The organism is Streptomyces sp. PsTaAH-137, assembly GCF_003259365.1.
Taxonomy (GTDB): domain Bacteria; phylum Actinomycetota; class Actinomycetes; order Streptomycetales; family Streptomycetaceae; genus Streptomyces.
Window position 1 is genome coordinate 194,911 of sequence record NZ_QLLY01000009.1, and the last position, 26,810, is coordinate 221,720.

General features: G+C 71.2%; 31 protein-coding genes. 15 read left to right on the top strand and 16 right to left on the bottom strand.

Going from position 1 to position 26,810, the window contains the following annotated elements; translation table 11 throughout:
* Window positions 1-6: 6 nt before the first annotated feature.
* The 5 genes from K377_RS21320 to K377_RS21340 all read right to left on the bottom strand — a co-directional run bounded on the left by K377_RS21320 (window position 7) and on the right by K377_RS21340 (window position 2,990).
* On the bottom strand, window positions 7-381 hold the full coding sequence (locus K377_RS21320; RefSeq protein ID WP_111665214.1) for a VOC family protein: 375 nt from the start codon (window positions 379-381) through the stop codon (window positions 7-9).
* A 13-nt stretch (window positions 382-394) separates the two neighbouring features.
* Entirely contained in the window at window positions 395-793 is a 399-nt protein-coding gene (locus tag K377_RS21325; RefSeq protein ID WP_111665041.1) for a helix-turn-helix transcriptional regulator, read from the bottom strand.
* A 195-nt stretch (window positions 794-988) separates the two neighbouring features.
* Complete coding sequence (locus tag K377_RS21330; RefSeq protein ID WP_111665042.1) at window positions 989-1,363, bottom strand: hypothetical protein; 375 nt, start codon at window positions 1,361-1,363, stop codon at window positions 989-991.
* Window positions 1,364-1,537: 174 nt separating this feature from the next.
* Complete coding sequence (locus tag K377_RS21335) at window positions 1,538-1,921, bottom strand: PPOX class F420-dependent oxidoreductase (protein WP_111665043.1); 384 nt, start codon at window positions 1,919-1,921, stop codon at window positions 1,538-1,540.
* 142 nt (window positions 1,922-2,063) lie between these two features.
* Complete coding sequence (locus tag K377_RS21340; RefSeq protein ID WP_111665044.1) at window positions 2,064-2,990, bottom strand: alpha/beta fold hydrolase; 927 nt, start codon at window positions 2,988-2,990, stop codon at window positions 2,064-2,066.
* A 401-nt stretch (window positions 2,991-3,391) separates the two neighbouring features.
* On the opposite strand from K377_RS21340, the gene K377_RS21345 reads away from it, so the two are divergent.
* Together K377_RS21345 and K377_RS21350 are read left to right on the top strand one after the other, a co-directional pair.
* A complete protein-coding gene (locus K377_RS21345) occupies window positions 3,392-3,628 on the top strand; it encodes a hypothetical protein (protein WP_111665045.1) in 237 nt (78 codons plus the stop codon).
* A gap of 30 nt (window positions 3,629-3,658) precedes the next feature.
* On the top strand, window positions 3,659-4,279 hold the full coding sequence (locus K377_RS21350) for a GPP34 family phosphoprotein (RefSeq protein WP_111665046.1): 621 nt from the start codon (window positions 3,659-3,661) through the stop codon (window positions 4,277-4,279).
* A 130-nt stretch (window positions 4,280-4,409) separates the two neighbouring features.
* Here K377_RS21350 and K377_RS21355 read toward each other — a convergent pair whose 3' ends face one another.
* A complete protein-coding gene (locus K377_RS21355) occupies window positions 4,410-4,994 on the bottom strand; it encodes a hypothetical protein (RefSeq protein ID WP_111665047.1) in 585 nt (194 codons plus the stop codon).
* A gap of 342 nt (window positions 4,995-5,336) precedes the next feature.
* Between K377_RS21355 and K377_RS21360 the strand changes: the two genes are divergently transcribed.
* The 4 genes from K377_RS21360 (at window position 5,337) to K377_RS21375 (ending at window position 8,235) form a co-directional block, all read left to right on the top strand.
* On the top strand, window positions 5,337-5,855 hold the full coding sequence (locus tag K377_RS21360) for a sigma-70 family RNA polymerase sigma factor (RefSeq protein WP_237551363.1): 519 nt from the start codon (window positions 5,337-5,339) through the stop codon (window positions 5,853-5,855).
* A 45-nt stretch (window positions 5,856-5,900) separates the two neighbouring features.
* The gene (locus tag K377_RS21365; RefSeq protein WP_111665049.1) at window positions 5,901-6,452 is read left to right on the top strand and encodes a hypothetical protein; all 552 of its coding nucleotides are present in this window, start codon (window positions 5,901-5,903) and stop codon (window positions 6,450-6,452) included.
* A gap of 208 nt (window positions 6,453-6,660) precedes the next feature.
* Complete coding sequence (locus K377_RS21370; protein ID WP_111665050.1) at window positions 6,661-7,479, top strand: oxidoreductase; 819 nt, start codon at window positions 6,661-6,663, stop codon at window positions 7,477-7,479.
* Window positions 7,480-7,560: 81 nt separating this feature from the next.
* A complete protein-coding gene (locus K377_RS21375) occupies window positions 7,561-8,235 on the top strand; it encodes a TetR/AcrR family transcriptional regulator (RefSeq protein ID WP_111665051.1) in 675 nt (224 codons plus the stop codon).
* A 126-nt stretch (window positions 8,236-8,361) separates the two neighbouring features.
* Here the strand turns inward: K377_RS21375 and K377_RS21380 are convergent, their stop codons facing one another.
* The gene (locus K377_RS21380; protein WP_111665052.1) at window positions 8,362-9,021 is read right to left on the bottom strand and encodes a response regulator transcription factor; all 660 of its coding nucleotides are present in this window, start codon (window positions 9,019-9,021) and stop codon (window positions 8,362-8,364) included.
* Between the two features lie 225 nt (window positions 9,022-9,246).
* On the opposite strand from K377_RS21380, the gene K377_RS21385 reads away from it, so the two are divergent.
* A complete protein-coding gene (locus K377_RS21385; protein ID WP_272920579.1) occupies window positions 9,247-9,555 on the top strand; it encodes a WhiB family transcriptional regulator in 309 nt (102 codons plus the stop codon).
* Here the strand turns inward: K377_RS21385 and K377_RS21390 are convergent.
* A complete protein-coding gene (locus K377_RS21390) occupies window positions 9,534-9,914 on the bottom strand; it encodes a helix-turn-helix domain-containing protein (RefSeq protein WP_111665053.1) in 381 nt (126 codons plus the stop codon). The two genes, K377_RS21385 and K377_RS21390, sit on opposite strands and share 22 nt — an antisense overlap.
* Before the next feature lie 261 nt (window positions 9,915-10,175).
* Here K377_RS21390 and K377_RS21395 point away from each other — a divergent pair, with 261 nt between their 5' ends.
* From K377_RS21395 to K377_RS21405, 3 genes are all read left to right on the top strand, one after another.
* Window positions 10,176-11,015, top strand: a complete 840-nt coding sequence (locus K377_RS21395; protein WP_111665054.1) for a prephenate dehydratase — start codon at window positions 10,176-10,178, stop codon at window positions 11,013-11,015.
* 101 nt (window positions 11,016-11,116) lie between these two features.
* Window positions 11,117-11,764, top strand: a complete 648-nt coding sequence (locus tag K377_RS21400; RefSeq protein ID WP_111665055.1) for an HAD-IA family hydrolase — start codon at window positions 11,117-11,119, stop codon at window positions 11,762-11,764.
* A 324-nt stretch (window positions 11,765-12,088) separates the two neighbouring features.
* On the top strand, window positions 12,089-12,475 hold the full coding sequence (locus tag K377_RS21405; protein WP_111665056.1) for a hypothetical protein: 387 nt from the start codon (window positions 12,089-12,091) through the stop codon (window positions 12,473-12,475).
* 369 nt (window positions 12,476-12,844) lie between these two features.
* Here the strand turns inward: K377_RS21405 and K377_RS21410 are convergent, their stop codons facing one another.
* Window positions 12,845-13,207, bottom strand: a complete 363-nt coding sequence (locus K377_RS21410) for a hypothetical protein (RefSeq protein WP_111665057.1) — start codon at window positions 13,205-13,207, stop codon at window positions 12,845-12,847.
* Between the two features lie 219 nt (window positions 13,208-13,426).
* Between K377_RS21410 and K377_RS21415 the strand changes: the two genes are divergently transcribed.
* Entirely contained in the window at window positions 13,427-14,461 is a 1,035-nt protein-coding gene (locus tag K377_RS21415) for an alpha/beta fold hydrolase (protein WP_111665058.1), read from the top strand.
* A gap of 5 nt (window positions 14,462-14,466) precedes the next feature.
* Here the strand turns inward: K377_RS21415 and K377_RS21420 are convergent, their stop codons facing one another.
* Window positions 14,467-14,865, bottom strand: a complete 399-nt coding sequence (locus K377_RS21420) for a VOC family protein (protein WP_111665059.1) — start codon at window positions 14,863-14,865, stop codon at window positions 14,467-14,469.
* Between the two features lie 93 nt (window positions 14,866-14,958).
* On the opposite strand from K377_RS21420, the gene K377_RS21425 reads away from it, so the two are divergent.
* Window positions 14,959-15,972: a YafY family protein gene (locus tag K377_RS21425; protein WP_111665060.1), complete on the top strand. Its 1,014-nt coding sequence runs from the start codon at window positions 14,959-14,961 to the stop codon at window positions 15,970-15,972.
* Between the two features lie 18 nt (window positions 15,973-15,990).
* On the opposite strand, the gene K377_RS21430 is transcribed toward K377_RS21425, so the two are convergent.
* Both K377_RS21430 and K377_RS21435 read right to left on the bottom strand, forming a co-directional pair.
* Window positions 15,991-17,628, bottom strand: a complete 1,638-nt coding sequence (locus tag K377_RS21430; RefSeq protein ID WP_237551364.1) for a glycoside hydrolase family 3 protein — start codon at window positions 17,626-17,628, stop codon at window positions 15,991-15,993.
* Window positions 17,629-17,905: 277 nt separating this feature from the next.
* Window positions 17,906-18,568: a TetR/AcrR family transcriptional regulator gene (locus K377_RS21435; protein ID WP_181512614.1), complete on the bottom strand. Its 663-nt coding sequence runs from the start codon at window positions 18,566-18,568 to the stop codon at window positions 17,906-17,908.
* A gap of 238 nt (window positions 18,569-18,806) precedes the next feature.
* Here K377_RS21435 and K377_RS21440 point away from each other — a divergent pair, with 238 nt between their 5' ends.
* Window positions 18,807-19,895: a zinc-binding dehydrogenase gene (locus K377_RS21440; protein WP_111665062.1), complete on the top strand. Its 1,089-nt coding sequence runs from the start codon at window positions 18,807-18,809 to the stop codon at window positions 19,893-19,895.
* A 65-nt stretch (window positions 19,896-19,960) separates the two neighbouring features.
* Here K377_RS21440 and K377_RS21445 read toward each other — a convergent pair whose 3' ends face one another.
* Window positions 19,961-21,259 (bottom strand): MFS transporter, encoded by a 1,299-nt coding sequence (locus tag K377_RS21445; protein ID WP_202454713.1) that lies wholly within the window; start codon window positions 21,257-21,259, stop codon window positions 19,961-19,963.
* Window positions 21,256-21,906, bottom strand: coding sequence for a GntR family transcriptional regulator (locus K377_RS21450; RefSeq protein WP_161194999.1), 651 nt, complete (start codon window positions 21,904-21,906; stop codon window positions 21,256-21,258). Before K377_RS21450 ends, K377_RS21445 begins: the two co-directional genes overlap by 4 nt.
* A gap of 116 nt (window positions 21,907-22,022) precedes the next feature.
* On the opposite strand from K377_RS21450, the gene K377_RS21455 reads away from it, so the two are divergent.
* Both K377_RS21455 and K377_RS21460 read left to right on the top strand, forming a co-directional pair.
* The gene (locus tag K377_RS21455; protein ID WP_258395091.1) at window positions 22,023-24,860 is read left to right on the top strand and encodes an AAA family ATPase; all 2,838 of its coding nucleotides are present in this window, start codon (window positions 22,023-22,025) and stop codon (window positions 24,858-24,860) included.
* Window positions 24,853-25,329, top strand: a complete 477-nt coding sequence (locus K377_RS21460; protein ID WP_111665064.1) for an SRPBCC family protein — start codon at window positions 24,853-24,855, stop codon at window positions 25,327-25,329. The genes K377_RS21455 and K377_RS21460 overlap by 8 nt, the downstream gene beginning before the upstream one ends.
* 20 nt (window positions 25,330-25,349) lie before the next feature.
* Here the strand turns inward: K377_RS21460 and K377_RS21465 are convergent, their stop codons facing one another.
* The gene (locus K377_RS21465) at window positions 25,350-26,000 is read right to left on the bottom strand and encodes a cytochrome b/b6 domain-containing protein (protein WP_111665065.1); all 651 of its coding nucleotides are present in this window, start codon (window positions 25,998-26,000) and stop codon (window positions 25,350-25,352) included.
* On the bottom strand, window positions 25,984-26,712 hold the full coding sequence (locus K377_RS21470) for a molybdopterin-dependent oxidoreductase (RefSeq protein WP_237551365.1): 729 nt from the start codon (window positions 26,710-26,712) through the stop codon (window positions 25,984-25,986). Before K377_RS21470 ends, K377_RS21465 begins: the two co-directional genes overlap by 17 nt.
* Between the last annotated feature and the right edge of the window lie 98 nt (window positions 26,713-26,810).

Below are 26,810 nucleotides of genomic sequence, written 5' to 3' on the forward strand. Positions count from 1 at the left end.
GGCCGGTCAGGCGCCGGGCAGGAAGAGACAGAACAGATGGCCGTGCGGGTCGCGCATGACCCGTACGGCCTGCTGGGGCTGATGCTCCTCCAGCGTCGCGCCCAGCGCGCGGGCCCGCTCCGTCTCCGCGGCCAGATCGTCGACCTGGATGTCGAGGTGGGCCTGCATCTGCTGAGCCCCGGGACGCGGGGGCCAGACCGGTGGGGTGTGGTCGGGCTCGTACTGGAAACTGAGTCCGGGGCGTTCGTGCTCCGGGGAGCGCAGCCTGACCCACCGCGGTTCGCGGTCCACCACCACCCAGCCCAGCAGGGCACGGTAGAAGTCGGCCAGCGCGGGCGGGTCGGGTGTACCGAGGACAAAGGCACCGAGCGTCGTCGTCATGGCCCCCATGCTGTCAATGACGGACGTGCGCGGCGGGCTCCCCGGGACGATCGGAGTGTTCCGGGGGCTCGTGCTCCCCGGGAAGGTCGGAGTCCTGGAGCTCGGCCAGCAGGGCGCTCTGGCCGGTGAGGAGCTCGGTGAGGATACGGCGGGCCGCGCGCAGGAGTTCCGCGACGTCACCACCGGCGAGGGCGTAGTTGACGGTCGCGCCCTCGCGGGTGGAGACGACGATGCCGGAGCGGCGTAACACGGCGAGTTGCTGCGAGAGGTTCGAGGGTTCGACGTCGATGTCGAGCAGCAGGTCGCGTACCGATACCGGTCCGTTCTGAAGCAGTTCCAGAACACGGATCCGAACCGGGTGCCCGAGCATGCGGAAGAACTCTGCTTTGACCTGGTAGAGGGGCGCCTGCACGGGGATCGCTCACTTCCCTGGCTCGGATGACGGATGCGGGTGTGGAGACGGGGAGCGGCGGCCACGCCCGCCGCCGCGCCCGCTGTGCCGTCCCATCCTTCCTGGCCGGGGCCGTGGGATCCGAGAGTTCGACGGATGCAGAGATGGAGACTTGAAGAATTCTTCAAGTGGTGAGCAAAGAAAAAGGGCCGGGGCTCAGACTTCCAGCTGCTCCTCGATGCGCTTGAGGTGGTGCCGCGCCATGGCGAGGTTCGACCTGCCCTTGTCGATGACGAGATAGATGAACAGCCCGTTCCCCGTACGGCCGGAGACGGGGCGGATCAGGTGGTACTGGGTGCCGAGGGTGATCAGTATGTCCTCGATCTCGGCCTTGAGGCCGAGCGTCTCCATGGTGCGCATCTTGGCGCGGATCACATCGGTGTTGCCGGCCGCGGCGACGTTCAGGTCCAGTTCCTTGCCGCCGCCCAGGGTGCCGAGCGCCATACCGCTCGTGTAGTCGACGACGGCTGCCCCCAGCGCACCCTCGACCTCCGTCAGCAGGGTCTTGAGGGACACTTCCACATTGGTCACGGGTTCTCCTCCACGAGGTGCGGGGGCCGGTTCTCCAGCCCTCGCCGGAACCCTAGACAGTTGACGGCAACACGGTATGGCATATGCCCAAAACGGTTGCCGGAGACTGTTTCCGTGCACTCTCACGCACTCTTGAGCCCGAATTTGATCAATCGACTCGTCACTGAGTGATCGTCAAAGAGTGATCTCGATACCGATGTTGGGCTTCTTGCGCACACGGAGGATCTTGAGGAATCCGTTGCCGATCCGCGAGGTGACGTACTTCTTGCCGAGCAGTTTCTGCGCGTCGGCCGTGCCCGCCTCGTCGAGCAGGCGCGCGGTGCCGGGCAGGACGGCGGCATCGGGGGCGGTACGTCCGCGCACGGTGCAGACGGCCACCGTCACGGAGTCGTTGTTGCGGATCCGCTTGACCTTCCACGAGTCGGCCGGCGTCACGACGAGCACCGCGCCGTCGGCCCGCGGCACCTGCCACACGGGGGTCGCGACCGGGGTGCCGTCCTTCCGGTACGTCGTCAGGCTGATGTAGGTGGCACGGCGGATCGCGTCGATGTCGGACATGCGGGGGAGTCTAACGACGCCCGTGCCGGGCACGCCCTCTGGCGGCGGGGAAGTTGAACCGGGAACAATGGGGGTGCCGGCTCCGCCGTCCCATCCCCGTGACGGCGGAGTCCGGTCTTCTGGGTCGGGGCCGGGCCGCGGTCTAGCGGCGGTCGTCGGGCCGTCCGGTGCCGGTGCTCCGGATGAAGTCGCGGACGCCCTCGGCGAAGAGTTCGGGCTCCTCCAGATGGCCGAAGTGTCCGCTGTTCTCCAGCGTCAACAACCGCGCACCGGGGATCAGTTCGTGCAGTTCGCGGCCCCAGCGCGGGCCGCAGATCACGTCGTGCAGGCCCACCACGACCAGGGTGGGCACATCGAGTCCCTTGAGCGCGACGCGGTCGTCGATGACGTCGGGGGTGAGGTCCTCGTCCAGACCGGAGATGTACGTGGCCCGGATGGCATCCCGGAACGGAGCCAGCCGTTCCTCGTCGCCCCAGTAGTCGGCGAAGTACGAGGGCAGCACGCCGCGGGCCACGGCGACGGTCCCCTCGTCGTCGTAGATGTGGGACATCGAGCCGAACGCCGCCAGGACGTCGGGCAGTCCGGGGTGTCCGGCGTGCCGCGCGGCCCACGCCTCCACCCTGCGGCCCGCCTCGGCCCCGTGCTCGGGTCCGGTGACGGGTGCGCCTTCGTAGAGCACGAGGCCCGCGAGCCGTTCGGACCGGTGCAGCGCGTGGTGGGCGGCCACGAACGCCCCGTGCGAATGCCCCAGCAGATACACCTCCGGCACGCCCAGGCGGTTGATGAGCAGGTCGAGGAAGGAGCTGTACCGCTCGCGGGTGTAGCCGTGCGGGTGGGAGGGCAGCCGGCTGTCCGCGGTGGTGCCGATCGGCTCGACGTACACCATCGTCAGATGCTCCTCCAGCGCGGGCATGCGCAGGTACTCCCAGGAGATCCCGGGGCCACCGGAGTGTGCCACGCACACCGGTCCCGAGCCGTGCACGTGGTAGCGCTGGACGATGCCGGCCAGCTGGTAGGTGTGGCTGCCGGGGGAGAGCGGGCCGGTGCCCTGGGTGGGCGATGCGGTCATCGGAGGCTCCAGAGGAGGGGGTGAGGTGTGAGCGGGTGCTGCCCGTCACTCACACATGTGTCATGCTGCCAGAAGTGGTCCTGGGGGCGCATTGCGTAGGGAAATCGCCCTAGGTAACTGCTCTAACTGGTGATGAACATTTGCACGATCCGGTATGGCTGTCAAGGTGAGCAGGGTGTGGATGCCGGTGCGTGGAAGGGGATTGGGTTCATGTCGTAACCATATTGACGGGTGACGTAAACATCTGCCACGATTCCATCACCACCCCAACCGGTGCCCCGCTCCTCGTCGGATCCGGAGCGTGGCGCCTGACCTTCCCCGAACCGCGGGTCCCGTGCCCCTTCCCCCGGCACGGGGCCCGCACCATCCGAACCGCCGACCGGAGAGAGACGGCACCCGCCATGGTTTCCGACACGTACACCCGCACCCGGACCCCCGAGCAGCGCCGCGCCGTCACCGCCCCCTCGTCGGCCGCCACCCTCAACACCACAGGCACCACTGACACCACCATCGACACCACCACCGGCACCGATGTCCCTGTCATGGACCGCGAGCGGCACGACGCCACACAGGTGTGGAGCTGGTCAGCGACAGCGGTCATGTGGGGGTACGGCCCGTGGGCCTCGGACTTCCTCTGAAGCCCGGCCGGACGTGAAGGAGCTCCGCTGATGACCACCGCAACCACCGCACAAGACCTCACCCTGGTCGCCCTGGACGTGCCGCACGAGGAGCGCCCGGAACCGGGCGCCCTGTCCCTCGCGCTCGCGGGCGCCGAGGCGGTCGACCTCATCACGAGCGGCGCGCTGTCCCTGGACGGCGACCGCATGGTGCCCGGTCCGCGGCAGCCCGGGGGCGACAGCCTGCTGGACCGCGCGGCCTCGGCGCTCGTCCGCAAGGAACCGTACGAGACGGTGGAGAACTGGCTGTGGCGGCGCGGCCCGGGACTCGCCGCCGCCTACGTGGCCGAGCTGGAGCGGTCGGGGCTGATCGCCCGCCCGCGCCCCAAGCGCCACGGATTCTGGTCGAGGCCGGCGGACACGGGCCGCGGCGATTCCCCGGCACGCCGCGCGGCCCAGGCGCGCGCCGCGTCCTGCGAACCCGTACTCGTCGAGCTGTTGGCGGCCACGAGGCGTCAGGACACGTCGTCGTGGCAGCGGGAAGACGACCGGGGCGATGACGCGGTCGTCACCGTTCTCGCCGCTGTGGGGGAGGCGGTCACGCAACTGGAGGCCGCACGGCTGCGCCGCGCCATCGAGAACGACGCGTTCGACAACATATGGCGTGCTTAGAAGCGCGCCCGGAAACGCGCTCGGAGAAGTGAGGGGCCGACGGACACATCCCTCCCGCGGCGGGCCTTCGGCCACCGCCCGCGGGAGGAGGGGATGTGTCCCCGGCGGTCGTCCGCCGAGGTGTGCGTGCTCAGTTCGCGGACTTCACGAGGGTGTACATCACTGCCCGCTGCTTCTTGTGGCGCCGGATGCGGCTCTTGGCGACCAGCGACTCGAGCGTGTTGCGCACCACCTGCGGCGTCGGATTGCGGTCCGGGTGCTTCGCCAGCAGTTCCTCGCGCAGATCGGAGGCCGGCTGCGGGGTGTCGTGTCCGGCGAGCAGGTCGACCAGCAGATCCCCGAGCAGCGGCTGATGCGACTTCCCCTTCGCGCCGGCCTTCGCCTTCGTGTTCGCCGTGGCCTTCTTCGCCGCGGGAGCCTTGGCGGCCGGAGCCCTGCCGGCCGCAGGGGCCTTGGCGACCGGGGCCGTCTTCTTGGCCGCCGGCGCCGTCGCGGTGCCAGGTTCGTCCTGCACCTGCTCCGGAAGGCGCGAGGCGTCGGCGAAACCTTCGTACCGCTCGGCCAGGTTCAGGATGTCCAGCAGCAGCGCTTCCTGCTGCTTCAGGACCGCGATCTGGTCCGTGAGTTCCTGCTGACGCCGGCGGTTGTCCGCCAGATCCGACGCGGCCTGTTCTGCGTACCGCGATCGGAGCGTGGCGGCTGATCGGCTGCTCACAACCGTTCACTCCCTCCATATGGATGTCGTTGCGCATGCTACCCACGTGAGGGGTGGCGTGCAGATGCGTGTGGATACCCGGTGGCCCGTGGGCATGCCCGCCAGGCATGTTCACTCCTCACGATAAACGTAAAGGTGCTGGTACGGAGGTGGCCCGGACGCCTCTCCGCTACGGGATCCGGCGGTTCACGTACACATGTCCGAAGGCTGGGGGCATCACATGTACTCCACAAAGGTGTGACAGTCTTCTGACACCTGATCCCGCTCACCGTGCACAGGTGAGGGGTTGCCTCCGGGCCCCGCCGCCGCACACGAAGAAGAACCAGGATGGTTCCGCACGCTATGGCTACGCCGCACACGGCCATGTCCCGGTCCGAACTGCTCGGCGCTCTCATGAAGGAGCACCGGGACGCCCTGACCTCGTACGCCGAGAGGAGTCTGGGGGATCGCGCCCTCGCCGAGGACATCGTCCAGGAGGCCATGATCAGGGCCTGGCGGAACATCGACCACCTGGGCGGGATGGGCCGGGCGGTCCGGGGCTGGCTCTTCACCGTGACCCGGCACCTGATCATCGACTGGGTGCGCAAGCCGCACGTCCGGCGCGAGGTCATCGCGGTCGGCCACCACGAACCGGTGTCGACGACCGACGACATCGAGGCGGTGCGGCACGCCATGGTGGTCGCGACGCTGCTGGCCCGGCTGTCTCCCGAGCACCGGGCCGTACTGGTCCACCTCTATCTGTGCGACCGCACGACAAGGGAGGCCGCCGGAATCCTCGGAGTACCGCCCGGAACCGTGAAGAGCCGTCACCACCACGCCCTGCGCGGACTGCGCGCGGTCGCCCGGCTCGAAGCGGCCTGAACCAACCCCAGGCCCGCCCCCGAGGACGAACCCGGAGGATCCGCCGTGCACGTACTGGTCCCTGACGACCCCGTGTTCTTCGCCGCGTACCAGAGCCTGGAAGAGCCCCTGCTCCGGCGTCTGTTCCAGCTGAACAGCCTGCACGGCACCGTGCCTCGCCCTGGCGACGAGCAGATCCTGTCGAACGCCTACGACAGCTGGGTACGGCTGCTGCTGAAGCTGCCGCAGTGGCAGCGCTGGGACCCCGCGCGATCGCCCGACGAACCGGTCGGCTACACCCTGTGCCGCGCGGACGGCGCCCTGTTGACGAGCCTGTACCCGGTCGAGGTGACCATGGCCGACCTCGGGCATCTGACCTCCTGCCGCGACCTGCTGGCGGCCGACACCGCCTTCGCCGACGCGTGCCGTCGCGTACTGGAGGTCCTGATGCTGCCCCCTCCGTGGCGGCTCCTGGCCATCCTCCGGGAACCGGCCGGAGTCGTCACGCTGCCACCCGAGGACGAGGCCGCGTACCGGCGTTACTGCGAGGACGTCGTGAGCGTCCTCAGCGCCGGCGACACCTTCGCGTACGAGAGCCATCGCGCGCTGTACCCGTGATGCCAGGGATGGATGTGCCCTGCCCGCGCGGCAGTCATATGACGGTGTCCGGAACACGTGTGGCACGGCGAAGGCGGGGCCGGATGTCCGCGGGCGGTCGATCGGGAGACACCCTCCGACTCGACAAGAGGCCACTGGACCCTTATCGTGGAACGCGTAAAGGTCCACCGGCCTTTTATTTGTGGCAGCAGTGAAACGAGGCAGCATCATGAGTAGGACCTGGCTGATCACCGGCAGTTCCCGCGGTCTCGGCCGCACACTCGCCGAGACCGCGCTGGCCGCCGGACACCAGGTGGCAGCCACCGCCCGGCGCACCGAGACCCTCGCCGATCTCGCCGACAAGTACGGCGACCGTGTCCGGCTCATCACCCTGGACGTCACCGACCCGGACGCCGCACGCCGTGCCGTGCAGGCCACCGTCGAGGCGTTCGGGAGGCTCGACGTGGTCGTGAACAACGCCGGCTATGCCGACATGGCCGCCATCGAGGACACCTCCGAACAGGCCTTCCGCGACCAGATCGACGCCAACCTCTTCGGCGTCGTCAACGTCACGAGGGCGGCCCTTCCGGTCCTGCGCGAGCAGGGATCCGGGCACATCATCCAGATCTCCTCCGTCGGCGGACGCGTGGGTGTGCCCGGCCTCGGCGCCTACCAGACGGCCAAATGGGCCGTGGGCGGTTTCTCCGAGGTCCTCGCCCAGGAAGTCGCCCCGCTGGGCATCAAGGTGACGGTCGCCGAGCCCGGCGGCATGCGCACGGACTGGGCGGGCTCCTCGATGGCCACCCCGCCCATCAGCGAGCCGTACCGGGGTGTCGTCGGCGCCGCCGTCGAGGGCATCCGCAGCCAGGACGGCAAGCAGCCGGGCGACCCGGCCCGCATTGCGCAGGTGCTCCTCGACCTCGCGGAGACGGAGGAGCCGCCGCTGCGGCTGCTGCTCGGCAAGGACGCCACGGCCGTCGCCGCCCGCGCGGCCACGGAGCGCGCCGCCTCGGACGACCGCTGGCGCCGGGTGAGCGAGTCCGTCTGATCCGTGACACCCGGCGCGGCGTAGGGTTGCCGCAGGCGGCGCCGGGTGCGGGTCGCGACGAGGGACCCCGAGGAAGCGACGATGACAGACGACCGGCCGACGGACTTCCGGCGTGCGCGCAGCGCCGAGCAGCGCGAGGTCCGCAAGCAGACCATCCTCGAAGCCGCGGCGGAACTGCTCGCGGAACTGCCCGTACGCGACATCAGCCTCCGGGAGCTGAGCCGGCGGGTCGGTCTCTCGAAGACGAACGTGGTGCGCTACTTCGAGACCAGGGAAGCGGTCTTCTTCGAACTGCTCAACCGTGAACTCGCCCGATGGATCGAGGAGTTGCCCGCAGAACTCGCACGGTCCGGAGGGGGCGCGGCCGCGTCGTCCCGGACCGTGACGGACACGCTGGCCCGCTCCCTGGCCGGCCGGACCCTCCTGTGCGAACTGTTCGCGGCGCTCGGCTCCGAACTGGAACGGAACATCTCCGCCGAGTCGGCACGCGACTTCAAACGCGCCCACACCCGGCTCCTGGCGGAACTGGCCGAGCTGCTGCGCGGCCCCCTGCCCGCGCTGTCCCCGGCCGCCGCCCGGGAACTGGTGTCCCTGACCGTCGTGTACACCGCCGGCCTGTGGCCCTTCGCGCACCCCTCACCGGCGGTCGTCGAGGCGCAGCGCGACCCCGAACTCGCCGACACCAGAGTCGACTTCGCCGAACGTCTCGGCCGCGCCCTGCACCTCTCCGCGACGGGACTGCTCACCCCGGAGTGACGGTCCCGGCTTCGCCTCCGCGCATCCTTCGACCTCAAGGACAAGCTGGTCGACGCCGACCTGCGGGGGTTGTTCGCCCGCACCGCTGCCTGGCGCGAGCGACGCGGCCGCGGAACCGCCGGGTCGCTATTGGTCGAGGTAGCGCAGCACCGCCAGCACCCGGCGGTGCTGTCCGGAGGCCGTCTGGCTGAGCCCCAGCTTCATGAAGATTCCCGTCACATGCCGCTCCACGGCGGCGACACTCACGAACAGCAGCGCGGCGATCCCCGTGTTGGAGTGCCCCTCGGCCATGTGCGCGAGGACCTCCCGCTCCTTCGGGGTCAGCGCGGCCAGCGGATCCTCGGGACGCTTGCGGCCCAGCAGCGCGGCGATGACATCCGGGTCGAGCGCCGAGTCACGGGCCACGACGCGCTCGACGGCGTCGATGAGCAACTGCGGATGCGCCACCTTCTCCTTCAGCAGGTATCCCACGCCACTGGGATCGTCCCCGACGAGGTCGAGCGCGTAGGAAGCGTCCAGGAACTGAGAGAGGACGATCACCGCGGTCCCGGGACGCGCCGCGCGGATCTTGCGGACGGCGTCGAGCCCGTCCGTCTCCAGTGCCGGAGGCATCCGGATGTCGGTGATCACGACATCGGGGCGGTGTTCGTCGGCGGCACGGACGAGGTCCACCGCGTTGTCGACGGCGGCGACCACGTCGATGCCCGCGGCGCGCAGGATCGTCGCTATGCCCTCGCGCACGATCGGCTGGTCCTCCCCGAGCACCGCCCGCAATGGTTCAGTCATGGCGGGATCCTAGCGCGAGGTGTCTCCCGCACGTGTGGGCGGACAGCCCTGTCCGGCGATGTGGGGTTTGCCCCACACATGTTCCGAGGGTGTCCCGACACGGCCCGAGGGATCGCACGACAGACCCGGCGGCGGCCGCCGCCCAGACTGACAGAAGACCGTACCGTTCCTGGCCGGCCGCTTCAGCCGTTTCAGCCGCTTCAGACGCTTCACAAGGAGACGACCATGAGGCAGACGATGCCCAGCTCCCCGCGCCCCCTCCTCGTCGACTGGCAGTGGCAGGACCAGGCCGCCTGCCGCGGAATGAGCAGCTCGGTCTTCTTCTCCCCGTCGGGCGAGCGCGGCCGTGCCCGCCGCGACCGCGAGGAGCAGGCCCGCCGTATCTGCGCCGGCTGCGCGGTCACCGACCGGTGCGCCGCGACGGCCCTCGCGCACGAGGAGAGCTACGGGGTCTGGGGCGGCCTGTCGGGCAAGGACCGCCGCCGGCTCGGCACGGATCCGGCGGACGCCGATCAGGGTGTGCACTCCTCGTAGGCGTCCCGGGCCCGCGTGAGCTGCTCGATCCGGCCTTCGAGCAGCGTCACCAGTTCCGCGGCCGGTGCGGCGACGGTGCGGCCGAGCGCGGTCAGGGCGTACGTGACCGGGGGCGGAGCGGCGTCGTCCACGTACCGGTGCACCAGGCCGTCCCGGCGCAGCAGTTGCAGGGTGTGCGACAGCATCTTCTCGCTGATGCCCTCGATGCGTCGGCGCAGCACGCTGAACCTGGACTCCTCCTGGTGGAGGGCGGCCAGCACGAGGATTCCCCAGCGGCCCGTCACATCGAGGAGTACTTGGCGGGAGGGGCAGTCCTTCGAGAAGACACTGGCTTCGGACATGTCCCCGGTGACGTTCATGGGGAGACACTATCCACGCGGGAACATGTTTCGGCAACCAGTCACATGTCAGGACGCACGGGCAGAGCCGGAGTGCCGTGTTCAGTCGGAGTGTGCCCGCGGGCCGTGCAATGGATCCAAGGCGGACCGAACAGGAACTCGACCCTGTCGGTACCCCCTGATGCGGCTCCGGGCTCCCGGACCACCGATACTGCACGAGGTGCGGTGTGCGAGCGAGCGGCTGCCGCCCGACGACAGAACCACGTGGAAGGGCGTAAACCGGTGACAACCGTCACGTACCAGGGTGAACTCGGATCCAATTCGGCGACCGTCGCGAGCGCCCTGTTCCCCGAGGGCGCCCAACTGCCGTGCACCAGCTTCGAGCAGGCCCTGGACGCCGTGACGCTGGGGACGGCCGATGTCGCCGTCATCCCGGTCGACAACTCCGCCGCGGGGCGCGTCGCGGACGTGCACCACCTGCTGCCCGAGTCGGGCCTGTTCATCAACGCCGAGTACTTCCTCGCGATCCGCTTCGACCTCATGGGCGTCCCCGGCGCGACGCCGGACCAGGTGGAGTGCGTCCGCAGTCACGTGCACGCCCTCGGCCAGTGCCGCAAGCTGCTGCGCGAGGGCGGCTGGCGCACTCTCGTCTGCGACGACACCGCCGGAGCCGCGCGCGAGGTGGCCGAGCTGGGCGACCCGCGGCACGCGGCGCTCGCCCCGCCCGCCGCGGCCGCGCTGCACGGTCTCGAGGTGCTGCGCGCGGGCGTCGAGGACGACCCGGACAACACCACCCGGTTCGTCGTCCTGTCCCGCGAGGCCGCCCCGGCTCCGGCGCTCGGGGAGCCGACGATGACGAGCCTGTTCTTCTGCGTGCGCAACATCCCGAGCGCGCTGTACAAGGCGCTCGGCGGATTCGCCAGCAGCGGCGTCAACCTCACCAAGATCGAGAGCTACCAGATGGGTGCGGGCCGCAGCGCGAGCCGCTTCTACGTCGAGATCGAGGGCCACCCCGACGACGAGCGGGTCGCCCTGGCCCTGCACGAACTCCGGTTCTTCTCCAGCGAAGTGCGCGTCCTCGGCGTCTACCCCGCGGACCCGCACCGGTACCGGAGCGCCTGACCGGAGCACGGCCCTACGCCGAACAGGCACACATGTCCCGCCCGGCGAGAGACACACCTGCCGGTGCGGGACTTGTTCCGGCCGGCCTCTAAAGTGTGCGTATGACTCTCCACCGCAAGGGCCTCGTCCTCGATTTCGGTGGTGTGCTGACGACCCCTCTGCTGCCCGCCGCGCTCGCCTTCGAGCGGCGCGCGGGACTGGCGGAGGGGACGCTGCTCACCGGCCTCTACCTGAACCCCGAGGGGATCAGCCGCACCGAGGAACTGGAGCGGGGCGCCATCGGCCAGCCGGAGTGGAACGAGGCGGCCGGCCGGCTCCTCGGCCTCGAACCGGACAACCTGATGGGCCGGATCTTCGCCGACCTGCGCCCCGAGCACACGGTGATCGCGGCAGCCGCCGCGGCACGCCGAGCCGGCGTGAAGGTCGGCATCCTCTCGAACTCCGTCGGTCTCACGCCGTGGAACCTCTACGACGGATACGGCATCGACGAGCACTACGACGCCGTGGTGCTGTCCGAACTCCACGGCACACGCAAGCCGGAGCCGAAGATGTTCCAGCTCGTCCTGGACCGGCTCGGCCTGTCGGCCGAGGAGTGCGTGTTCGTCGACGACACCGCGCAGTACTTGCCCCCGGCGGCGGAACTGGGCTTCGCCACCGTGCTCGCGGAGGACCCCGCACGGACCGTCGCCGCGCTGGAGGAAGCGCTCGGCCTGACGCTGACCGGCGACGAACGGAACGACCGGCTCTGACACCTCCCCACCACCGCTGAACCCACCGATCGGCCCCTTCGAGCACACGTCCTATGGTGTGTCCGCAGGGGCCGATCGACGTTTCCGCCGGCCTGAACCTCCGTCGCCCCTCGGAACACGTGTGACTCATTCCGCGGTACACCGTCATGTGACGGATGCGCGCGGGCCGGTACCCGCGACAGGCTGAAGCCGCCACATCCCGGTGCGCCCGTGAGGCCGTCCGCGTTCGGCCTTGCCTTGACCCGGCCCCGGCACTCCCTGGAAACGAATCGGCTCCGCACCCGGGTGTCCCCACCGAACAACCGACAGAAAGCTCACCACCCCATGCACCACGACGCACCACCCCTGACTCCGCACGACGCATCGCCCGCGGAGCGTCTCACCGAGCTGACCGCCGCCCTCGCCGCGGACCTCGACCAAGGACGCTGGACGCCGGGACCGCTGGAGCGCATCCTCGTCTTCCGGCTGCTCGTGGCCACGGCCGGCGACGGCCAGCTCACGTCGGACCGCCTGCGCGAAACCCTGTGGGAGGGCAACCTCGCCCTGACGACCGTCGGCGGCGGCCGACTGGCCCAGCTCCTCGCCGAGTTGCACGACACCAGCACGCGTACGGCGGCGGAGGCCGATGCCGTACGGGGCGCCGCCACCGTGCTGCTGGAGCGGGTGGCGCGCGACGTGCCCGAGGGGGATCTGCCGTGCGCCGCCCTGTGACGGGCCGTCGCCGGTCCTGGAGCGCGACCCGGCCCTCGCTGACGCTCGTACCGGGTTCCGACGCCCTGAGGACCGCTCCACTCTCCGTGCTCACCGCCGAGCCGATGCCCGCCGACGTCCGGGGCGCGCTCGTCAGACCGGCGGGCGGCACGCTCGTCGCCAACTGGCTGCCGCTCGGCCGGTCGACCGCCGTGCCGGAGGGCCGCGTGCTGCTTGCCTGGACGTCGGTCGGCCCGGACCGGACGGACGTCACGGCCCATCTGGGCCACGCTGACGGCGAGGCGCTGCTGGCGGTCTGGCCCGGCCTGGGGCCTGTACGCGGCACTGCACGCCACGCGGCACCCCACCCCCGCCTGACCCGGCGGCCCGTCAGGCGGGCAGTACCCGGTAACTCAGCGCCGCGAGCGGCAGGTTGGACTGCGTCAGCGAGCCGGAGGCCCAGGCGTGGTCACCGGCGCAGCCGCCCGCGGGATAGAGCGTCACCGACGCGGAGCCCGACACGATCTGGACCGACCGGACCGGCGCGGCAAGGGTGTGGCAGGTGCCGACGTCGCCCAGGTCGACCGCGGTGACCGTCCCCGAGCCGTCGTTCCCGGAGTAGAGATATGCGCCCTCCTGCAGCGGGGGCCAGTCCGCGGCGGCCTGGGCGGACCCGGCGCCGAGGCCGATCACGGACAGGGCCAGGGCTCCGGCCGTGACCGCGCCGCGGAACTTCATCGTGGGGGTGAGCATGGTGACCGCCTTTTGTCGTGTGAGGAATGAGATGTGTGGGGTTGCTGTTCAGCAGCAGACTCTTGCACGTTCAACCATGTGTCGACGAGCCGAAATTCAGACACACATGCCACGGCGTGCAACCTTCTTGACAGCAACACCTCGCACGATCATCCTCGTAACCATTCCAACAGGTTATAGGTGTGTCCGCGCGGCGCGGATCGAAGGTGAGGAAACGTCATGATCAGCAGGCGGAGACTGGGGCAGGCCGTGACGGCGGCGGCGACCGGGGCCGGCGCGCTGGCGGGAGCGGGCCGGGCCACGGCGGCGAACCGCCCGGCGAACCGTACGGCGACCGGACGGAGCGGCAGCGGCCTGGGTCCGCTCCACCGCACCCGTACCGACGTCCTGGAGATCGCCTACCACGACGTCGGCCCGGCCCACGGCACTCCCGTGATCCTGCTGCACGGCTGGCCGTTCAGCCCGGTCGGCTCCTACGCCGAGGTGGCGCCCGCGCTCGCCCGCCGTGGGTACCGCTGCTACATCCCCTATCTGCGCGGACACGGCGAAACCCGGTTCCTGCGCGCGGACGCCGTCCGATCCGGTCAGCAGGCGGCGCTCGGCGCGGACCTGATCGCCTTCATGGACGCCCTGCATCTGCCACGCGCCCTGTTCGCCGGATACGACTGGGGAGGCCGGGCCGCCGACGTCGCCGCGGCGCTGTGGCCCGACCGCTGCACCGGCCTCGTCTCCGTCAACGGCTACCTGATCCAGAACATCGCCCTCGCGCAGGAGCCCCTGGCCCCCTCCATGGAGGAGGGCTACTGGTACTTCTTCTACTTCCTCACCGAGCGCGGCCGGAAGGGCCTCCAGCGCCACCGCGAGGACCTGGCCCGGGTCGTCTGGCACCGCAACTCGCCCGCCTGGCAGTTCACCGAGGCCGAGTTCGCGCAGACGGCGAAGCTGTGGAGCAACCCCGACTACGTCGACGTGGTCATCCACGGCTACCGCCACCGGCTGGCCGCCGCGCCCGGTGACCCGCGCTACGAGGCACTGGAGCGCCGACTTCTCGACCAGCCGAGGATCACCGTCCCGACTGTCACCCTGGACGGCGGCACCGACGGCGTCATCCCTCCCACCGACGGCAGTGGATACGCCACGCACTTCACCGGCCCGTGGACCCACCGCATCGTGCCGGGCGCCGGCCACAACCTCCCCCAGGAGCAGCCCGGCGCCTTCACCGACGCGATCGTCGAGGCGGACGGCATGCGCTGACCGAGTCAGCGCGCGAACTTCGCGACGGCCGCCTCGGTCACCGGGGTGAAGAAATTGACGAGGTTGCCGTCGGGGTCGCGCAGCAGCAACGACCGGTTGCCCCACGGCATCGTCGTGGGCCCGCCGACGAACTCGGTGACGAACCCGTTCAGCTCCTCGTGCACCCGGTCCACGTCGTCGACGAGGAACTCGGTGATCACACTGTGGTTGTCCGCCGGGCGCGCCGATCCCGGGGCGAACAGCGCGACCGTGCGGGTGGCCGCGATGGCGAGCGTGGCGCCCGCCGTCCGCAGTTCGGCGAAGTCGTCGGTGGCCCACTCCGCACGGGCCCCCGTGGCTCGCTCGTAGAAGGCGACGAGGCGCGGCACATCGCCGGTGATGATGCGGATCGAGACGAAGTCCACGGGAATCTCCTTGGCCGTACGAGTGGCTTTCACCTCGCAGGCTAGGAGCAATAGAGGACAGTTTCGGTCCGGTATGGACAGTAGAGTGCGACCATGTCCAGACCCGCCGGCCGCGTGCTGACCCTCCTGGAACTGCTCCAGTCCGGCGGTACCCGGACTGTGGCCGAACTCGCCGACCGGCTCGGCGTCGAAGGACGCACCGTCCGGCGGTACGTGGATCAGCTGATCGATCTGGACGTGCCGGTGGAGTCGGTGCGCGGCCGCTACGGCGGCTACCGGATCGGTCCCGGACACCGGCTCCCGCCGCTCATGTTCAGCGACGACGAGGCGCTGTCCGTGCTGTTCGGCCTGATCGCCGGCCGCCGCGCGGGCCTGACCACGGACCCGACGGCGAGCGAGACGGCGGCCGCGAAGATCCGACGGGTGCTGCCCCGGCCCGTCGCCCGCCGTCTCGACACGCTCCTGGACACCCTCGCCTTCACCGACGACACCGACGACACCGACGAGAACGGCCGCGGCGGTGGGACCGCCGCTCCGGACGCGGGCATTCTGCTCACCCTCGCCGACGCGGTACGTCACCGTCGCCCGGTGTCGATCCGCTACACCGGCCGGGACGGACGGCGCAGCGAACGCACCCTGCATCCGTACGGGGTCGTCGCTCACGCGGGCCGCTGGTACGTCACCGGCGTGGACGCCCGTATCGGCGAGGACCGGACCTTTCGGCTGGACCGCGTCGCCGACGCGCGGACCCTGCCCGGCTCGTTCGAGACGCCGCCGGACCTCGACCCGGCACAGCGGATGATCTCCGGATTCGCCACGGCCGCGTACCGCCACGAAGTGATCCTGCGGGTCCATGGAACAGCCGAGCAGATCCGCGCCCGCCTGCCCGTGAGCCTCGCGAGCGTGACGGGGGACGAACCCGCGACGGGTGAGGACCCGGCGGCCGAGCGCTGGCTGCGTGTGGTCGTGCGGGCCGAGCGGCTCGACTGGCTGCCACCGGTGCTCGCCGCCCTCGACCGGCCGTTCGTCATCGAGACCCCCGGCGAACTGCGCGACCTGGTCGCCGCGTTCGCCGAACGCCTCGCCGCCTCCGCCCGCCGCACCTGACAGCGGGCGGGGCCTCGCTCAGGGCCGTTCGAAGCGCAGCCCGTGTCCCACCGGAAACAGCGTCCGTGACGGATCGTCCGCCGCCGGGACCGACACCGGCAGCCGTCCGCCCGGACCATGCTCGCCGAGGATCACCGCCACCGCCCGGTCGAGGGCGGTCGCGCCATTGCCGTACGTCGCCAGATACACCGGTGCGCCGGGGAAGCGATTGATGTCGTACGGGGTGCGCACCCCGACCACGACCACCGGGGTCGCCGTCGCCAACAGCGCGCGGACCAGATCCACTTGTGCGGCGGTCGGGCCGCTGGTGGCCACGACCACCAGATCGACGCTGTCGGCCTGTCCGACCGCCTCCTCCATCGCGGCACCGGCGTCCAGCCCTCGCACCACGTGCCCGCGTGAACGGAACGAAGCGGTGACACGGGACACGGCGGGGGAGTCGGCGCCGGTGACGAGCACGGTGCGCGCTCCGGTGCGGACCGGGAGCACGCCGCCGTCGTTCTTGACCAGCGTCGTGCTGCGGGAGGTGATCGCGGCGACGTCCGACCGGAACTCCGGCCCGCCGACGACGTGTTCGGCCCGGACCGGATCGGAGGCTGCGGCGAACAGACCGCGGCGCAGCTTGTGGCTCAGGACGCGGATCACCGAGGCGTCGAGGCGCGACGTGGAGATCCGCCCGGACCGCACCGCGTCGAGCACCGCCGCGTAGGCCCGCGGCAGGTCGGGGGAGAGCACCAGCATGTCGACTCCCGCGGCCAGCGCCGTGACCGCGGCCTTGTCCGGCGGGAACTGCCCGCTCGCACCCCGCATGTCGAGGGCGTCGGTGACGATCAGACCGTCGAACCCCAGCTCCTCGCGGAGCAGACCGGTGACGACGGCGTGCGACATGGTGGCGGGCACCCCGGTGGGATCGAGCGCGGGCACACTGATGTGCGCCGTCATGATCAGATCCACGCCCGCGGCGACGGCCGCGCGGAACGGCGGCAGATCGATCGCGTCGAGCTGCGCCCGGCTGTGGGTGATGCGCGGCAGCCCCACATGACTGTCGGTGTCCGTGTCACCGTGACCCGGGAAGTGTTTGGCGGTGGCGGCGACACCACCGCGGTGCAGCCCCTCGACCGCGGCCCGGACGAACACCGAGACGGCCTCGGCGGTGGCGCCGAAGGAGCGCACCCCGATCACCGGGTTGGCCGGGTTGACGTTCACGTCCGCCACCGGAGCGTGGTCCGCGGTGATCCCGCACGCCTCCAGTTCGGCGCCGGTGATCTCGTACGAGCGCCGGGCGTCCGCCGTCGACCAGGTGGCGCCGAGAGCCATGTTGCCCGGCTGCTCCGTGGCCGGCGGTGTCGGCAGCCGGGAGACCGCGCCGCCCTCCTGGTCCACGGAGATGATCAGAGGGAGGCCCGACGTGTCCCGCGACACCTGTTGCAGACCGCCGGACAGCCGGGCGATCTGGCCCGGCGCACCGAGGTTGTCGTCGCCGCGCGAGGAGAAGTAGATGACACCGCCCGGACGGTACGTGCGGACGACCTCGGCGGGGGTGGCCACGCCGTAGCGCTGCCGGTTGAGTGCCGCGGCGTCCTCGCTCACCCGGAAGGCGTCCCGGCCCGCCACCTCGATCATGAAGAGCTGGCCGACCTTCTCCTCCACCGTCATCCGGCCGGCCAGCGCCCGGGCCGCTTCGCGGGCGGACCGGGAGGCCGCCGCAGGGCCGCCCGCCGCGCCCCAGAGCAGGGCCGTACCGGCGAATCCGGCCAGCGCCTGCCTGCGGGAGGTCGTCCAGGGGAGTGCGGAATGTGTGGCGATGGGACTGCTCCTTCGGCCGTTTTGCCCGCACCCTACTGACGCGGAAGGCCGCCGGGCCGGTCCGCCGCGCGGTCATACGTGTCGTACGCCGAGCGGCCCCGCTGCCCGTGAGGTGTGTGGCCCCATCTCAGGGCCGGGGCAGCACCAGCCACGAGGGGAGCAGAGCGGCCGCGGCCGAGACGAACAGGCTGCGGTCCCGTGGAGCGGGCAGTGACATCCAGGCCTCGACCAGACCGGCCTCGCCGTGCGCGAGGAAGCGGCTCGCGGCCTCCGTGCGCCACACGAGCGAGCCCGCGCCCGCGGGCACCGCGCCCCGGTTGTGATCCAGGAGCGTGCGCACCGACGCGGTGAAGTGGTCGACCAGGAGGTAGTGCAGGACGGTGCTGTGCCGGTCTGTCAGGCCCACCGTGTACACGGCGTCGTAGCGCTCCAGGTGATCCACCAGGGCGGCCGAGGCGTGCTCCCAGACGTCCTGCGGCGAGAGCCCCGACGCGCTCGCCTCCTCGAGCCATCCGACACGGACCCGGTCCAGGTCCTCGTAGAGCAGCTGCTTCAGGACCTCCGCCGGGCTGCCCGCGTGCTTGTAGAAGGTGGTGCGGTTGATCCGGGCCGCGCGGACCAGATCCGCCACCGCGATGTCCTCGACGGGCTGCGTCGACGCGAGCTCCAGCACGGCTTCGCGCAGCCGGTTCCGCGTGCGCTGGACGCGAACGTCGGTCGGTGCCGCCGCGCCGTCGGGAGCGGTCGTCGTGGAGGTGTGGGGGAGTGCGGGGTCAGGAGTGTGCGACACCGGTACAGCATAGCGCCGCGCGCGCCTCACGTGCGGTAATCGACAGGTGTCTCTTTTCTTTTTCGGTTTTTGGAGGCACACTCGGGATGTGGCGACGCCGCCCCCGAACCACCGGGCGAGGCATGCCATGACCGCGCCCCGGCCGACCCTCTGTGAGCCCACCGGCCCCCGCGCGGCCCTCTCCTCGGGGCGCCGCATCCGGCCGCCCCGGCGGTTCGAACAGGAAAGAAGCTGGATCATGAAGGCGTCTGTCACCAAGGCTCTGGGCAAGGGATTCGTCGTCGAGGAGATCGACCTCGCCGATCCGGTCGGACGTGAGGTCCGCGTCCAGGTCCAGGCCTCCGGGCTGTGCCACTCCGACCTGAGCGTCGCCACGTTCATCGGCGGAGAGTTCCCCGTCGTGCTCGGGCACGAGGTCGCCGGCATCGTCACCGAGATCGGCCCGCAGGTCACTCAGGTCAAGGTGGGCGACCACGTCGTCGGCAGCCTGATCCAGTACTGCGGCGCCTGCACCAACTGCCTGAGCGGGCACACCCACCTGTGCCTGAACCCCGACGCCACCCTGCGCACCGCGGAGCAGGCGCCCCGCCTCTCCTGGAACGGCGCACCGGTCGCCCAGGGCATGGGCCTCGGTGGCTTCGCCCAGGAAACCCTCATCCACGAGAACCAGCTCGCCGTCGTCCCGGACGAGATGCCGTGGGCGCCCGCCGCGCTCATCGGCTGCGGTGTGCTGACCGGCGCCGGCGCCGTGGTCAACAGCGCGGACGTCCGGCACGGCCAGAGCGTCGTCATCATTGGCGCGGGCGGTGTCGGCCTCAACGCCATCAGCGGCGCCCGGATCGCGGGAGCCGAGACGATCGTGGTCACCGACGTCGAGGACGGCAAGCTGGAGCGCGCCAAGGCCTTCGGCGCCACCCACGTCGTGAACTCCCGTACCGCCGACCCGGTCGAGGCCGTCCGCGACATCACCGGCGCGGGCGCCGACCACGTCTTCGACTTCGTCGGTATCCGCCCGGTCACCGCGCAGGGCATGCAGATGCTCGGCAAGGGCGGCGGCCTCTACCTCATCGGCGTCGGCACCAACGACGCGGGCATCGACGTCAGCGCCCTCACCGCCCTGAGCAACTCGCAGCGGGTGCAGGGTGTCTACATGGGCTCGTCGAACCTCAAGCGGGACATCCCGTTCTACGCCTCCATGTACCTCCAGGGCCGGATGAACCTGGACGGTCTCGTCTCCAGGGAGATCGGCCTGGCGGACATCGAGGCGGGCTACGAGTCCCTGAAGGACGGCCGGACGGCGCGCGTCGTCATCACCGACTTCTCCTGACGCGCCGCGGGTGTGCCGGTCGTCCGATGTGTGTCACGGACGACCGGCACACCTGTGTACGGGCGTCAGCGCCGGGCGGCACCCGTCGGCTGGCCCGGCATCCCGAGCGTCGCGGCCCGTTCGCCGGTCGGCAGGTGGCGCCGGTAGGCCAGCAGCACCGAGGCCGCGCAGAGCAGTGCCAGCACGACCAGCGCGAGCAGCAGGGTCGTCGTGCCGAACAGCGAGGTGACGGCGGCCAGCACGATCGGGGTGAGGAAACCCGCGTACGCGAGGGTGTAGAAGACACCGGTGAGCCCGGCGAGATCGCGCGGTCCCGCGATGCGCTGCACCTCCAGCAGACCGCTGACCAGTCCCGTGCCGATGGCGCACCCCAGGACGAGAGCGGCGGCCAGGCCCAGCCAGAGCGACTGCCAGTACTGGGCGCCGGTCATCACGAGCAGTCCGGCCGCGGTCAGGAACAGGAACACCACCAGGCCACGGGCGGACGACGGGGAGTCGATCCGCTTCGCCCACGGCTGGATCAGCGCCGCCACCCCGAGCGTCAGGCCGGTGAGCGCGGTGGCGTACGCCAGGCCCCAGGAGCCGGTGGAGCCGGAGAGCAGGACGGGCAGATACCCGTAGGCGAGGGCCGCCGACGCGAAGAGCCACGGCGCCGCGACCGCGACGACGCGCAGGAACCGCTTGTGCCCGGCCGCCGGCACCCGCAACTGCCGCCGCAGCGGCCCTCCGAGGTCGCCCGGGCTGGTCTCCGGTATCCGGCGCACCAGCCACACGAACGGCGCGGCGACCGCGATCTGCAGCACGAACGGCAGCACCTCGGGACGCGGACCCCACTGCGCGAGCGCGCCCGCCACCAGGGCCCCGAGACCGGAGCCGAGCGTGAACGCCGTCGACGCGCGCCGGGCCCCCGCACCGGCGTCCGCGGCCAAGTCGTGCGGCGCCTGCGAGAGTTCCTTGAGCCAGCTGTTGCCCACCGCCATCGCGATCCCGACCGTCACACCGGACAGCAGGCGCCCGATGAACAGCGGGGCGACGCCGAGGGGTCCCAGCGCGAGCACGGCGCCCGCGGCCAGGGCCGTCAGCGTGCCCACCGACATGACCGGACGCCGTCCGTACCGGTCGGAGAGGGCCCCGGCCAGCAGCAGCGCGGGGGCCAGGCCGCCCACGTAGACACCGAGCAGCAGGTTCACCAGGAGTGTCGAGTAGTGCTCCTCGTGCTTGTACAGCAACAGCAGCGGGCTGAACTGATTGCCGCACCAGCTCATGACGAAGACCGCGCCGAACACGACGCGCCACGGCGGGACGGCTCGCGCGCCGGTGCGTCGGCGCCGGTCGGCGGCCGGGCTCGTGGTCAGGGAGGTCACATCGCCCCCTGGTGCCGGGCAACATGGTCCGCCAGGACCGTGACGTAGCCCGCCGCGTCCCCCGCGGACAGCCGGGCAAGGAGTTCCCGGTGGTCGTCGATGACCTCCGGCAGGTGGCGCGGCTGCGTCGTCAGGAGCTGGTGGCGCAGCCGCTGCTGACGGTCGCGCAGCAGCGTGAAGAAGTGCACGGCGATCGCGTTGCCGGAAGCCCGCACCACCGCGGAGTGGAAGGTCTCGTCCACCGCGACGAACGCCTCCAGGTCGGCCGCATCCAGATGGACCCGCTGCCGCTCCACGCACTCCGTCAGGGTCCGGACCAGGTCGGCGGACGGGCCGCCCTCCGTCACGACGCGGCGCGCCGCCTCCCCTTCGAGGACCTGTCGCATCTCCAGCACGTCCTGGGCCTCGCGCGGCGCGATGGGCGTGACCACGGCGCCCCTGCGGCCCGCGAGGTCGAGCAGTCGCTCGCCGCTCAGCCGGAGGAACGCCTCGTGCGCGGGTGTCCGGCTGATGCCGAGGGCCTCACTGATCTCGCTCTCGGTGACCAACCGGCCGCCCGGGAGCCGCCCGGTGACGATCGCCTGCTTGACGTGCTGGTACGCGGTCTCCGCGGCGGACCGCGATCCCGAATTAGATGGCATAGCCATGTATCTTTCCATGCGTGCATCGATGCATGCAACGCACCCCCGCCCGTCCGGGCCCCGCATGGACATCCCCTACGGCCTGGTGATTGCATGACCTCGAATAACCGGAGGTCACAGACGTGGGAGGCATCCCGTTGCACGAGGGGGAGCGTGCGTCCTCGTCCCGCCCGGCACCGCTGGTGGGCCGCACCGAGGACCTGTCGTTCATCCGGTCCTTCTTCAACGACCACGTGGTCCGGGGCGCCGCACTGCTGCTGACCGGTGAAGCGGGCGTCGGCAAGACCGCGCTGCTCGACGCGCTCGCCGACGACGCCGCCCAGCGGGGCGTCCGTGTGCTGCGGGCCAGAGGCGTGCAGTTCGAGGCGGACATCAGCTACGCCGGACTCAATCAGCTGCTCCTCCCGCTCTTCGGCGAGTTCGGCATCCTCGACGCCGGACACCGCGACGCCCTGCGGGTCGCCGTCGGCATCGGCAGCGGGCCGACCCCCGACCGGCTGCTGACCTCCACGGCCGCCCTCCTGTTGCTGCGCGTGATCTCCCTGGAGACGCCGCTGCTCGTCGTCGTCGACGACCTGCCCTGGCTGGACCGGGCGACCACCGCCGTGCTCGGGTTCATCGCCCGCCGCCTGGTCGGCAGCAGGGTCAGCCTCGTGGCGGCCTGCCGCACCGGCTCCGACACCTTCTTCGAGTCCAGCGGCCTGACCGAGTACCGGCTGCCGCCGCTGGACGACGCCGCGTCCGCCGAACTGCTCGCCGCCGCGCACCCCGACGTCACCCCGGCGGTGCGGCGGCGCATCGTGGCCGAGGCGCACGGCAACCCCCTCGCACTGGTCGAACTCCCCACCGCGCTCAGCAGGGAACAGCGCACCGTGCTGGCCGCGCTGCCCGCCGTGCTGCCGCTCAGCGAACGGCTCCAGGCGATGTTCACCTCCCGCGTGGCCCGACTGCCCGCCCCCACTCGCGAGTTGCTGCTCCTCGCGGCGCTCGACGGCACCGGCGACCTCGCCCCCGTCGAGACCGCCGCCGCCGGACGCGCGGTCCTCGACGAACTGGCGCCCGCGGAGGCCGACCGGCTGATCGACGTCTCGGCGGGGGAGCGGCGGCTCTCCTTCCGGCACCCGCTGATCGGCGCGGCCGTCGTCGCCCAGGCCACGTCCACGGCGGAGCGGCGCCGCGCGCACCGGGCCCTGGCGGACGCGCTCGCCGACCAGCCGGAACGGCGCGCGTGGCACCTCGGAGAGGCCGCGTCAGCCCCCGACGAGAAGGTCGCGGCCCTCCTCGAACACGCCGCCCGTCTGCGGACCCGGCGCGGCGACGCCCTCGGTGCGGTGACCGCCCTCACCCGCGCCGCAGGACTGAGCCCCGCCGCTGCCGACAAGAGCCGCCGCCTGGCCGAGGCCGCCTACATCGGCACCGACGCCGGCGGCGAACTCGTCGACGCCTCACGGCTGCTCGCCGGCGCCCGCGCGGCCGACCCCGGCGCCCCGGACTCGCTGCACGCCGCGGCGGCGTCCGCCTTCCTGCTGATCAACGAGGACGGCGACATCGACACCGCGCACCGACTGCTCGTCGGCGCGATCGAGAACGGCGACCACGGATACGACGCCGACGACGACGCCCTCGTCGACGCGCTGCACAGCCTCGTCCTGCTGTGCTGGTACGGCGGCAGCCCCACGCTGTGGGAACCGGTGTTCGCGGCCCTGGAACGGCTCACGCCCGAGCCCCCGGACCTTCTGTGGACGGTCGCCCACACCTTCGCCGACCCCGCCCGCACCGGAACCGCGGGTCTGGCACGTCTCGACGCCCTGCTCGCCCGGGCGGGCGACGACCCCACCCAGGTGGGGCGCATCGGTACCGCGGCCGTCTACCCGGACCGGCTGGACGGGGTCAGGGGAGCGGCGCTGCGCCTGATCGAGCACGGCCGTGCGAGCACCGCGCCGGTGCGCCGCGAGCTCGGCGCGATCATGCATCTGGGCCTGGACCACTACCACTCGGGCCGCTGGGACGACGCCTCACGTCTCGCCGGTGAGGGCCTCGCACGCTGCGAGGAGCACGGCTACCGCTTCTTCGCCTGGGAGTTGCAGTACGTCCAGGCCGTGGTCGCCGCGGCCCGGGGCGAGCGGGAGACGAGCGACGAGCTCGTCGCGGACATCCTGCGCTGGGCCGTGCCGCGCGGCGCGCACGGCGCCCGGCTCATCGCCGGTCACGCCAAGGCGCTGGGCGCCCTCGGCAGCGGCGACTACGAAGCCGCGTACCGGCATACGTGTGCGATGAGCCCGCCCGGGACCCTCGCGCCGTACGTCCCGCACGCCATGTGGGCCGCCCTGGACCTGGTGGAAGCGGCCGTCCGCACCGGCAGGACCGAGGAGGCCGCCGCACATGCGACGGCCATGCGCCGCTCCGCGATGCCCGAACTCTCCGACCGCCTGCGGATGCTGGTGCTCGCCGCGGAAGCGCTCACCGCACCCGGTGAACGGGCCGGCGAGCTGTTCGGGCAGGCGCTGGGCTGCGTCGACGCCGACAAGTGGCCCTTCGACACCGCTCGTGTGCGCCTGTTGCACGGTGAGTACCTGCGGCGCAGGCGCGCGACGAGGGAAGCGCGCGAACAACTCCTCGTCGCCCTGGAGTCGTTCGAGGCGTTGGGGGCCGCTCCGTGGGCGAAGCGGACGGCGGTTGAGCTGCGTGCGACCGGCTACGCGGGGCCCGCGGCGGCCCGCACCCGCTCGGGCCCGCTGACAGCCCAGGAACTGAAGATCGCCGAACTGGCCGCCCAGGGGCTGACGAACAAGCAGATCGCCGAGCGGCTGTTCCTCTCCCACCGGACCATCGGCGCACACCTCTACCAGATCTATCCGAAACTGGGCGTCAGCACCCGTACCGCGCTGCGGGACGCCTTGGACGTCCTCGCCCCCCGAGGCGAGGACCGTACGGCAGCAGGAAAGGCATCGGATGCGTGACCCACTGAACAGCCACCCGGACATTCACTGGCCGGCCGGATTCTCGCCCGATGACGCCCATGCCTTCTTCCGGCGGGAGGCGACGCTGGCCGTCCCGCCGGACCAGGCCTTCGCCCTGCTCACGGATGTGTCGAGCTGGCCGGAGTGGTCTCCGGGTGTGACCGGGGTGGGCATCGACGCCCTGGCGCAGGTGTTCACCGTGCAGTGGTACGGGCACCGGTTCGAGGTGTTCGTGGGGGAGAACAACCCGCCGCACCGCGTCGGCTGGCTGGGGATCGGCGCCGGAGTGCAGCTGTACCAGGCGTGGCTGATCACCCCCGTCGACGGCGGTACCCACATCCTGACCGAGAACGTCGTGCGCAGCGGCGCACCGAAGGCGCTGGACACCCTGTCCGCCCTGTGGACGGAACGCCTCGGCGCGCTGTGGCAGGCCCAGTACGACAGGATGTCGGACGTCGTGACGCCCTGATGTCCTGTGGCGGTCGTCCCTCAGTCCTTCGGCCGTCGCCCGGGTGCGGAGGCGCCGTCGGGCAGCCACTCGGAGTGCTTCTCCCGAGCCCAGCGCACCGGGACGGAGCCGGTCCGCATGCCGAGCCGTGCCTCCGGATCCTCGTACGCCTTGCGCATGTGCGCTACGAGGACGAACGTGATGCCCCAGGCGAGACAGTCGTGCACGAAGATCGCGCTGGTGCGGGAGATCGCCGGAAACAGCCCGCCGAACCACATCAGGAGTCCGGTGAACAGCATCAGCAGCACGGCTCCCGCGATCCAGCCGGCGTAGAGCTTCTGACCGGCGTTGAACTTGCCCGCAGGCCGCACCGCCGGCGCGGTCAGACGTCTGCGGGCCGCGCGCAGCCACTGCCGGTCGTAGGGCGCGAAGCGGTTCAGCCGGCGCAGGTCCGCGCGGAACGCGGGAGACAGCAGGCCGAGCAGGAACGGCGCGGGCAGCAGGATCCCGGACCACTCGTGAACCGTGACCATCAGGTGGCGCCGGCCCACGAGCTGGGCGAGCGGGCCGAGGTAGAGGCAGGCCGCGGTCAGCAGGCACAGCAGCATCAGGGCGCCGGTCGCGCGGTGGACGAGGCGCTCGGCCCGGGTGAAGCGGCGGACCAGGCCGCCGGTGTCAGGCAGCGGTGTCATCGGACCGCCTGTTCTCTCCGTCGAGCCAGCCGTCGATGTCGTAGCCGCGCTCCTCCCAGTACCCCGGTACGACCTCGTCGGTGACGGAGATGCCGGACAGCCACTTCGCGGACTTGTAGAAGTACATGGGCGCCGCGTAGAGCCGGACCGGTCCGCCGTGCTCGTGGGTGAGGGGCTTGTCCTGCATCGAGAGCGCCACCATCACATCGGGACGGCGCGCCTGCTCCAGGGTGAGGTTCTCGCTGTAGGCGCCGTCGAAGCAGGTGAAGCGGACGGCCCTGCCCTCGGGGTGGACCCCGGCAATGTCGAGCAGATCGGCCAGCCTGACTCCCTCGAAGGGGGTGTTCGCCACGCGCCAGCCGTCCGTGCACACCACGTCGTGGACCACGCGCGTCTGCCGCATGGCGCGCAGTTGCGGCAGGGTGAAGGTCATGGGTCTGTCGACGAGTCCGCCGATGCGCAGCGCGTAGGTGTGAGCGTCCTTGCGTGGCACCGACCCCACGATGCTGTAGTAGCGGAAGCCGCCGGGGTTGGGCAGGAGGCCGGTGACTCCGGTCGGGTCGGCCTGCGAGGCGGCGCCCAGCACGCTCTCCCAACCGCGTTGCAGATAGGGGGCGGTGGCGAGTCCGGCCGCCCCCGCCGCGAGCGTGGCGAGCATGGCCCGCCGGCCCACGGGCGGCCCGCTCTCGGTGTCCTTGCGCTGGTCTGCCATGTCTGTCACGTCCTGTCGCCGTGCTGAAGGGGCGGTCGGCTCAGCGATGTCATGAGCGGCCGGTTCACACGTCGAGCCGACGACCAGTAAGGTCGTCA

Bases quoted from the DNA above. Each gene is read 5' to 3' on its own strand.
- K377_RS21405 (WP_111665056.1), top strand. From the start codon at position 12,089: ATGCACCACGACGCACCACCCCTGACTCCGCACGACGCATCGCCCGCG.
- K377_RS21350 (WP_111665046.1), top strand. From the start codon at position 3,659: ATGACCACCGCAACCACCGCACAAGACCTCACCCTGGTCGCCCTGGAC.
- K377_RS21375 (WP_111665051.1), top strand. From the start codon at position 7,561: ATGACAGACGACCGGCCGACGGACTTCCGGCGTGCGCGCAGCGCCGAG.
- K377_RS21430 (WP_237551364.1), bottom strand. From the start codon at position 17,628: ATGACGGTGGAGGAGAAGGTCGGCCAGCTCTTCATGATCGAGGTGGCG.
- K377_RS21345 (WP_111665045.1), top strand. From the start codon at position 3,392: ATGGTTTCCGACACGTACACCCGCACCCGGACCCCCGAGCAGCGCCGC.
- K377_RS21410 (WP_111665057.1), bottom strand. From the start codon at position 13,207: ATGCTCACCCCCACGATGAAGTTCCGCGGCGCGGTCACGGCCGGAGCC.
- K377_RS21465 (WP_111665065.1), bottom strand. From the start codon at position 26,000: ATGACACCGCTGCCTGACACCGGCGGCCTGGTCCGCCGCTTCACCCGG.
- K377_RS21335 (WP_111665043.1), bottom strand. From the start codon at position 1,921: ATGTCCGACATCGACGCGATCCGCCGTGCCACCTACATCAGCCTGACG.
- K377_RS21450 (WP_161194999.1), bottom strand. From the start codon at position 21,906: ATGGCTATGCCATCTAATTCGGGATCGCGGTCCGCCGCGGAGACCGCG.
- K377_RS21380 (WP_111665052.1), bottom strand. From the start codon at position 9,021: ATGACTGAACCATTGCGGGCGGTGCTCGGGGAGGACCAGCCGATCGTG.
- K377_RS21360 (WP_237551363.1), top strand. From the start codon at position 5,337: ATGGCTACGCCGCACACGGCCATGTCCCGGTCCGAACTGCTCGGCGCT.
- K377_RS21400 (WP_111665055.1), top strand. From the start codon at position 11,117: ATGACTCTCCACCGCAAGGGCCTCGTCCTCGATTTCGGTGGTGTGCTG.
- K377_RS21460 (WP_111665064.1), top strand. From the start codon at position 24,853: ATGCGTGACCCACTGAACAGCCACCCGGACATTCACTGGCCGGCCGGA.
- K377_RS21440 (WP_111665062.1), top strand. From the start codon at position 18,807: ATGAAGGCGTCTGTCACCAAGGCTCTGGGCAAGGGATTCGTCGTCGAG.
- K377_RS21390 (WP_111665053.1), bottom strand. From the start codon at position 9,914: ATGAACGTCACCGGGGACATGTCCGAAGCCAGTGTCTTCTCGAAGGAC.
- K377_RS21320 (WP_111665214.1), bottom strand. From the start codon at position 381: ATGACGACGACGCTCGGTGCCTTTGTCCTCGGTACACCCGACCCGCCC.
- K377_RS21425 (WP_111665060.1), top strand. From the start codon at position 14,959: ATGTCCAGACCCGCCGGCCGCGTGCTGACCCTCCTGGAACTGCTCCAG.
- K377_RS21385 (WP_272920579.1), top strand. From the start codon at position 9,247: ATGAGGCAGACGATGCCCAGCTCCCCGCGCCCCCTCCTCGTCGACTGG.
- K377_RS21340 (WP_111665044.1), bottom strand. From the start codon at position 2,990: ATGACCGCATCGCCCACCCAGGGCACCGGCCCGCTCTCCCCCGGCAGC.
- K377_RS21415 (WP_111665058.1), top strand. From the start codon at position 13,427: ATGATCAGCAGGCGGAGACTGGGGCAGGCCGTGACGGCGGCGGCGACC.
- K377_RS21470 (WP_237551365.1), bottom strand. From the start codon at position 26,712: ATGGCAGACCAGCGCAAGGACACCGAGAGCGGGCCGCCCGTGGGCCGG.
- K377_RS21370 (WP_111665050.1), top strand. From the start codon at position 6,661: ATGAGTAGGACCTGGCTGATCACCGGCAGTTCCCGCGGTCTCGGCCGC.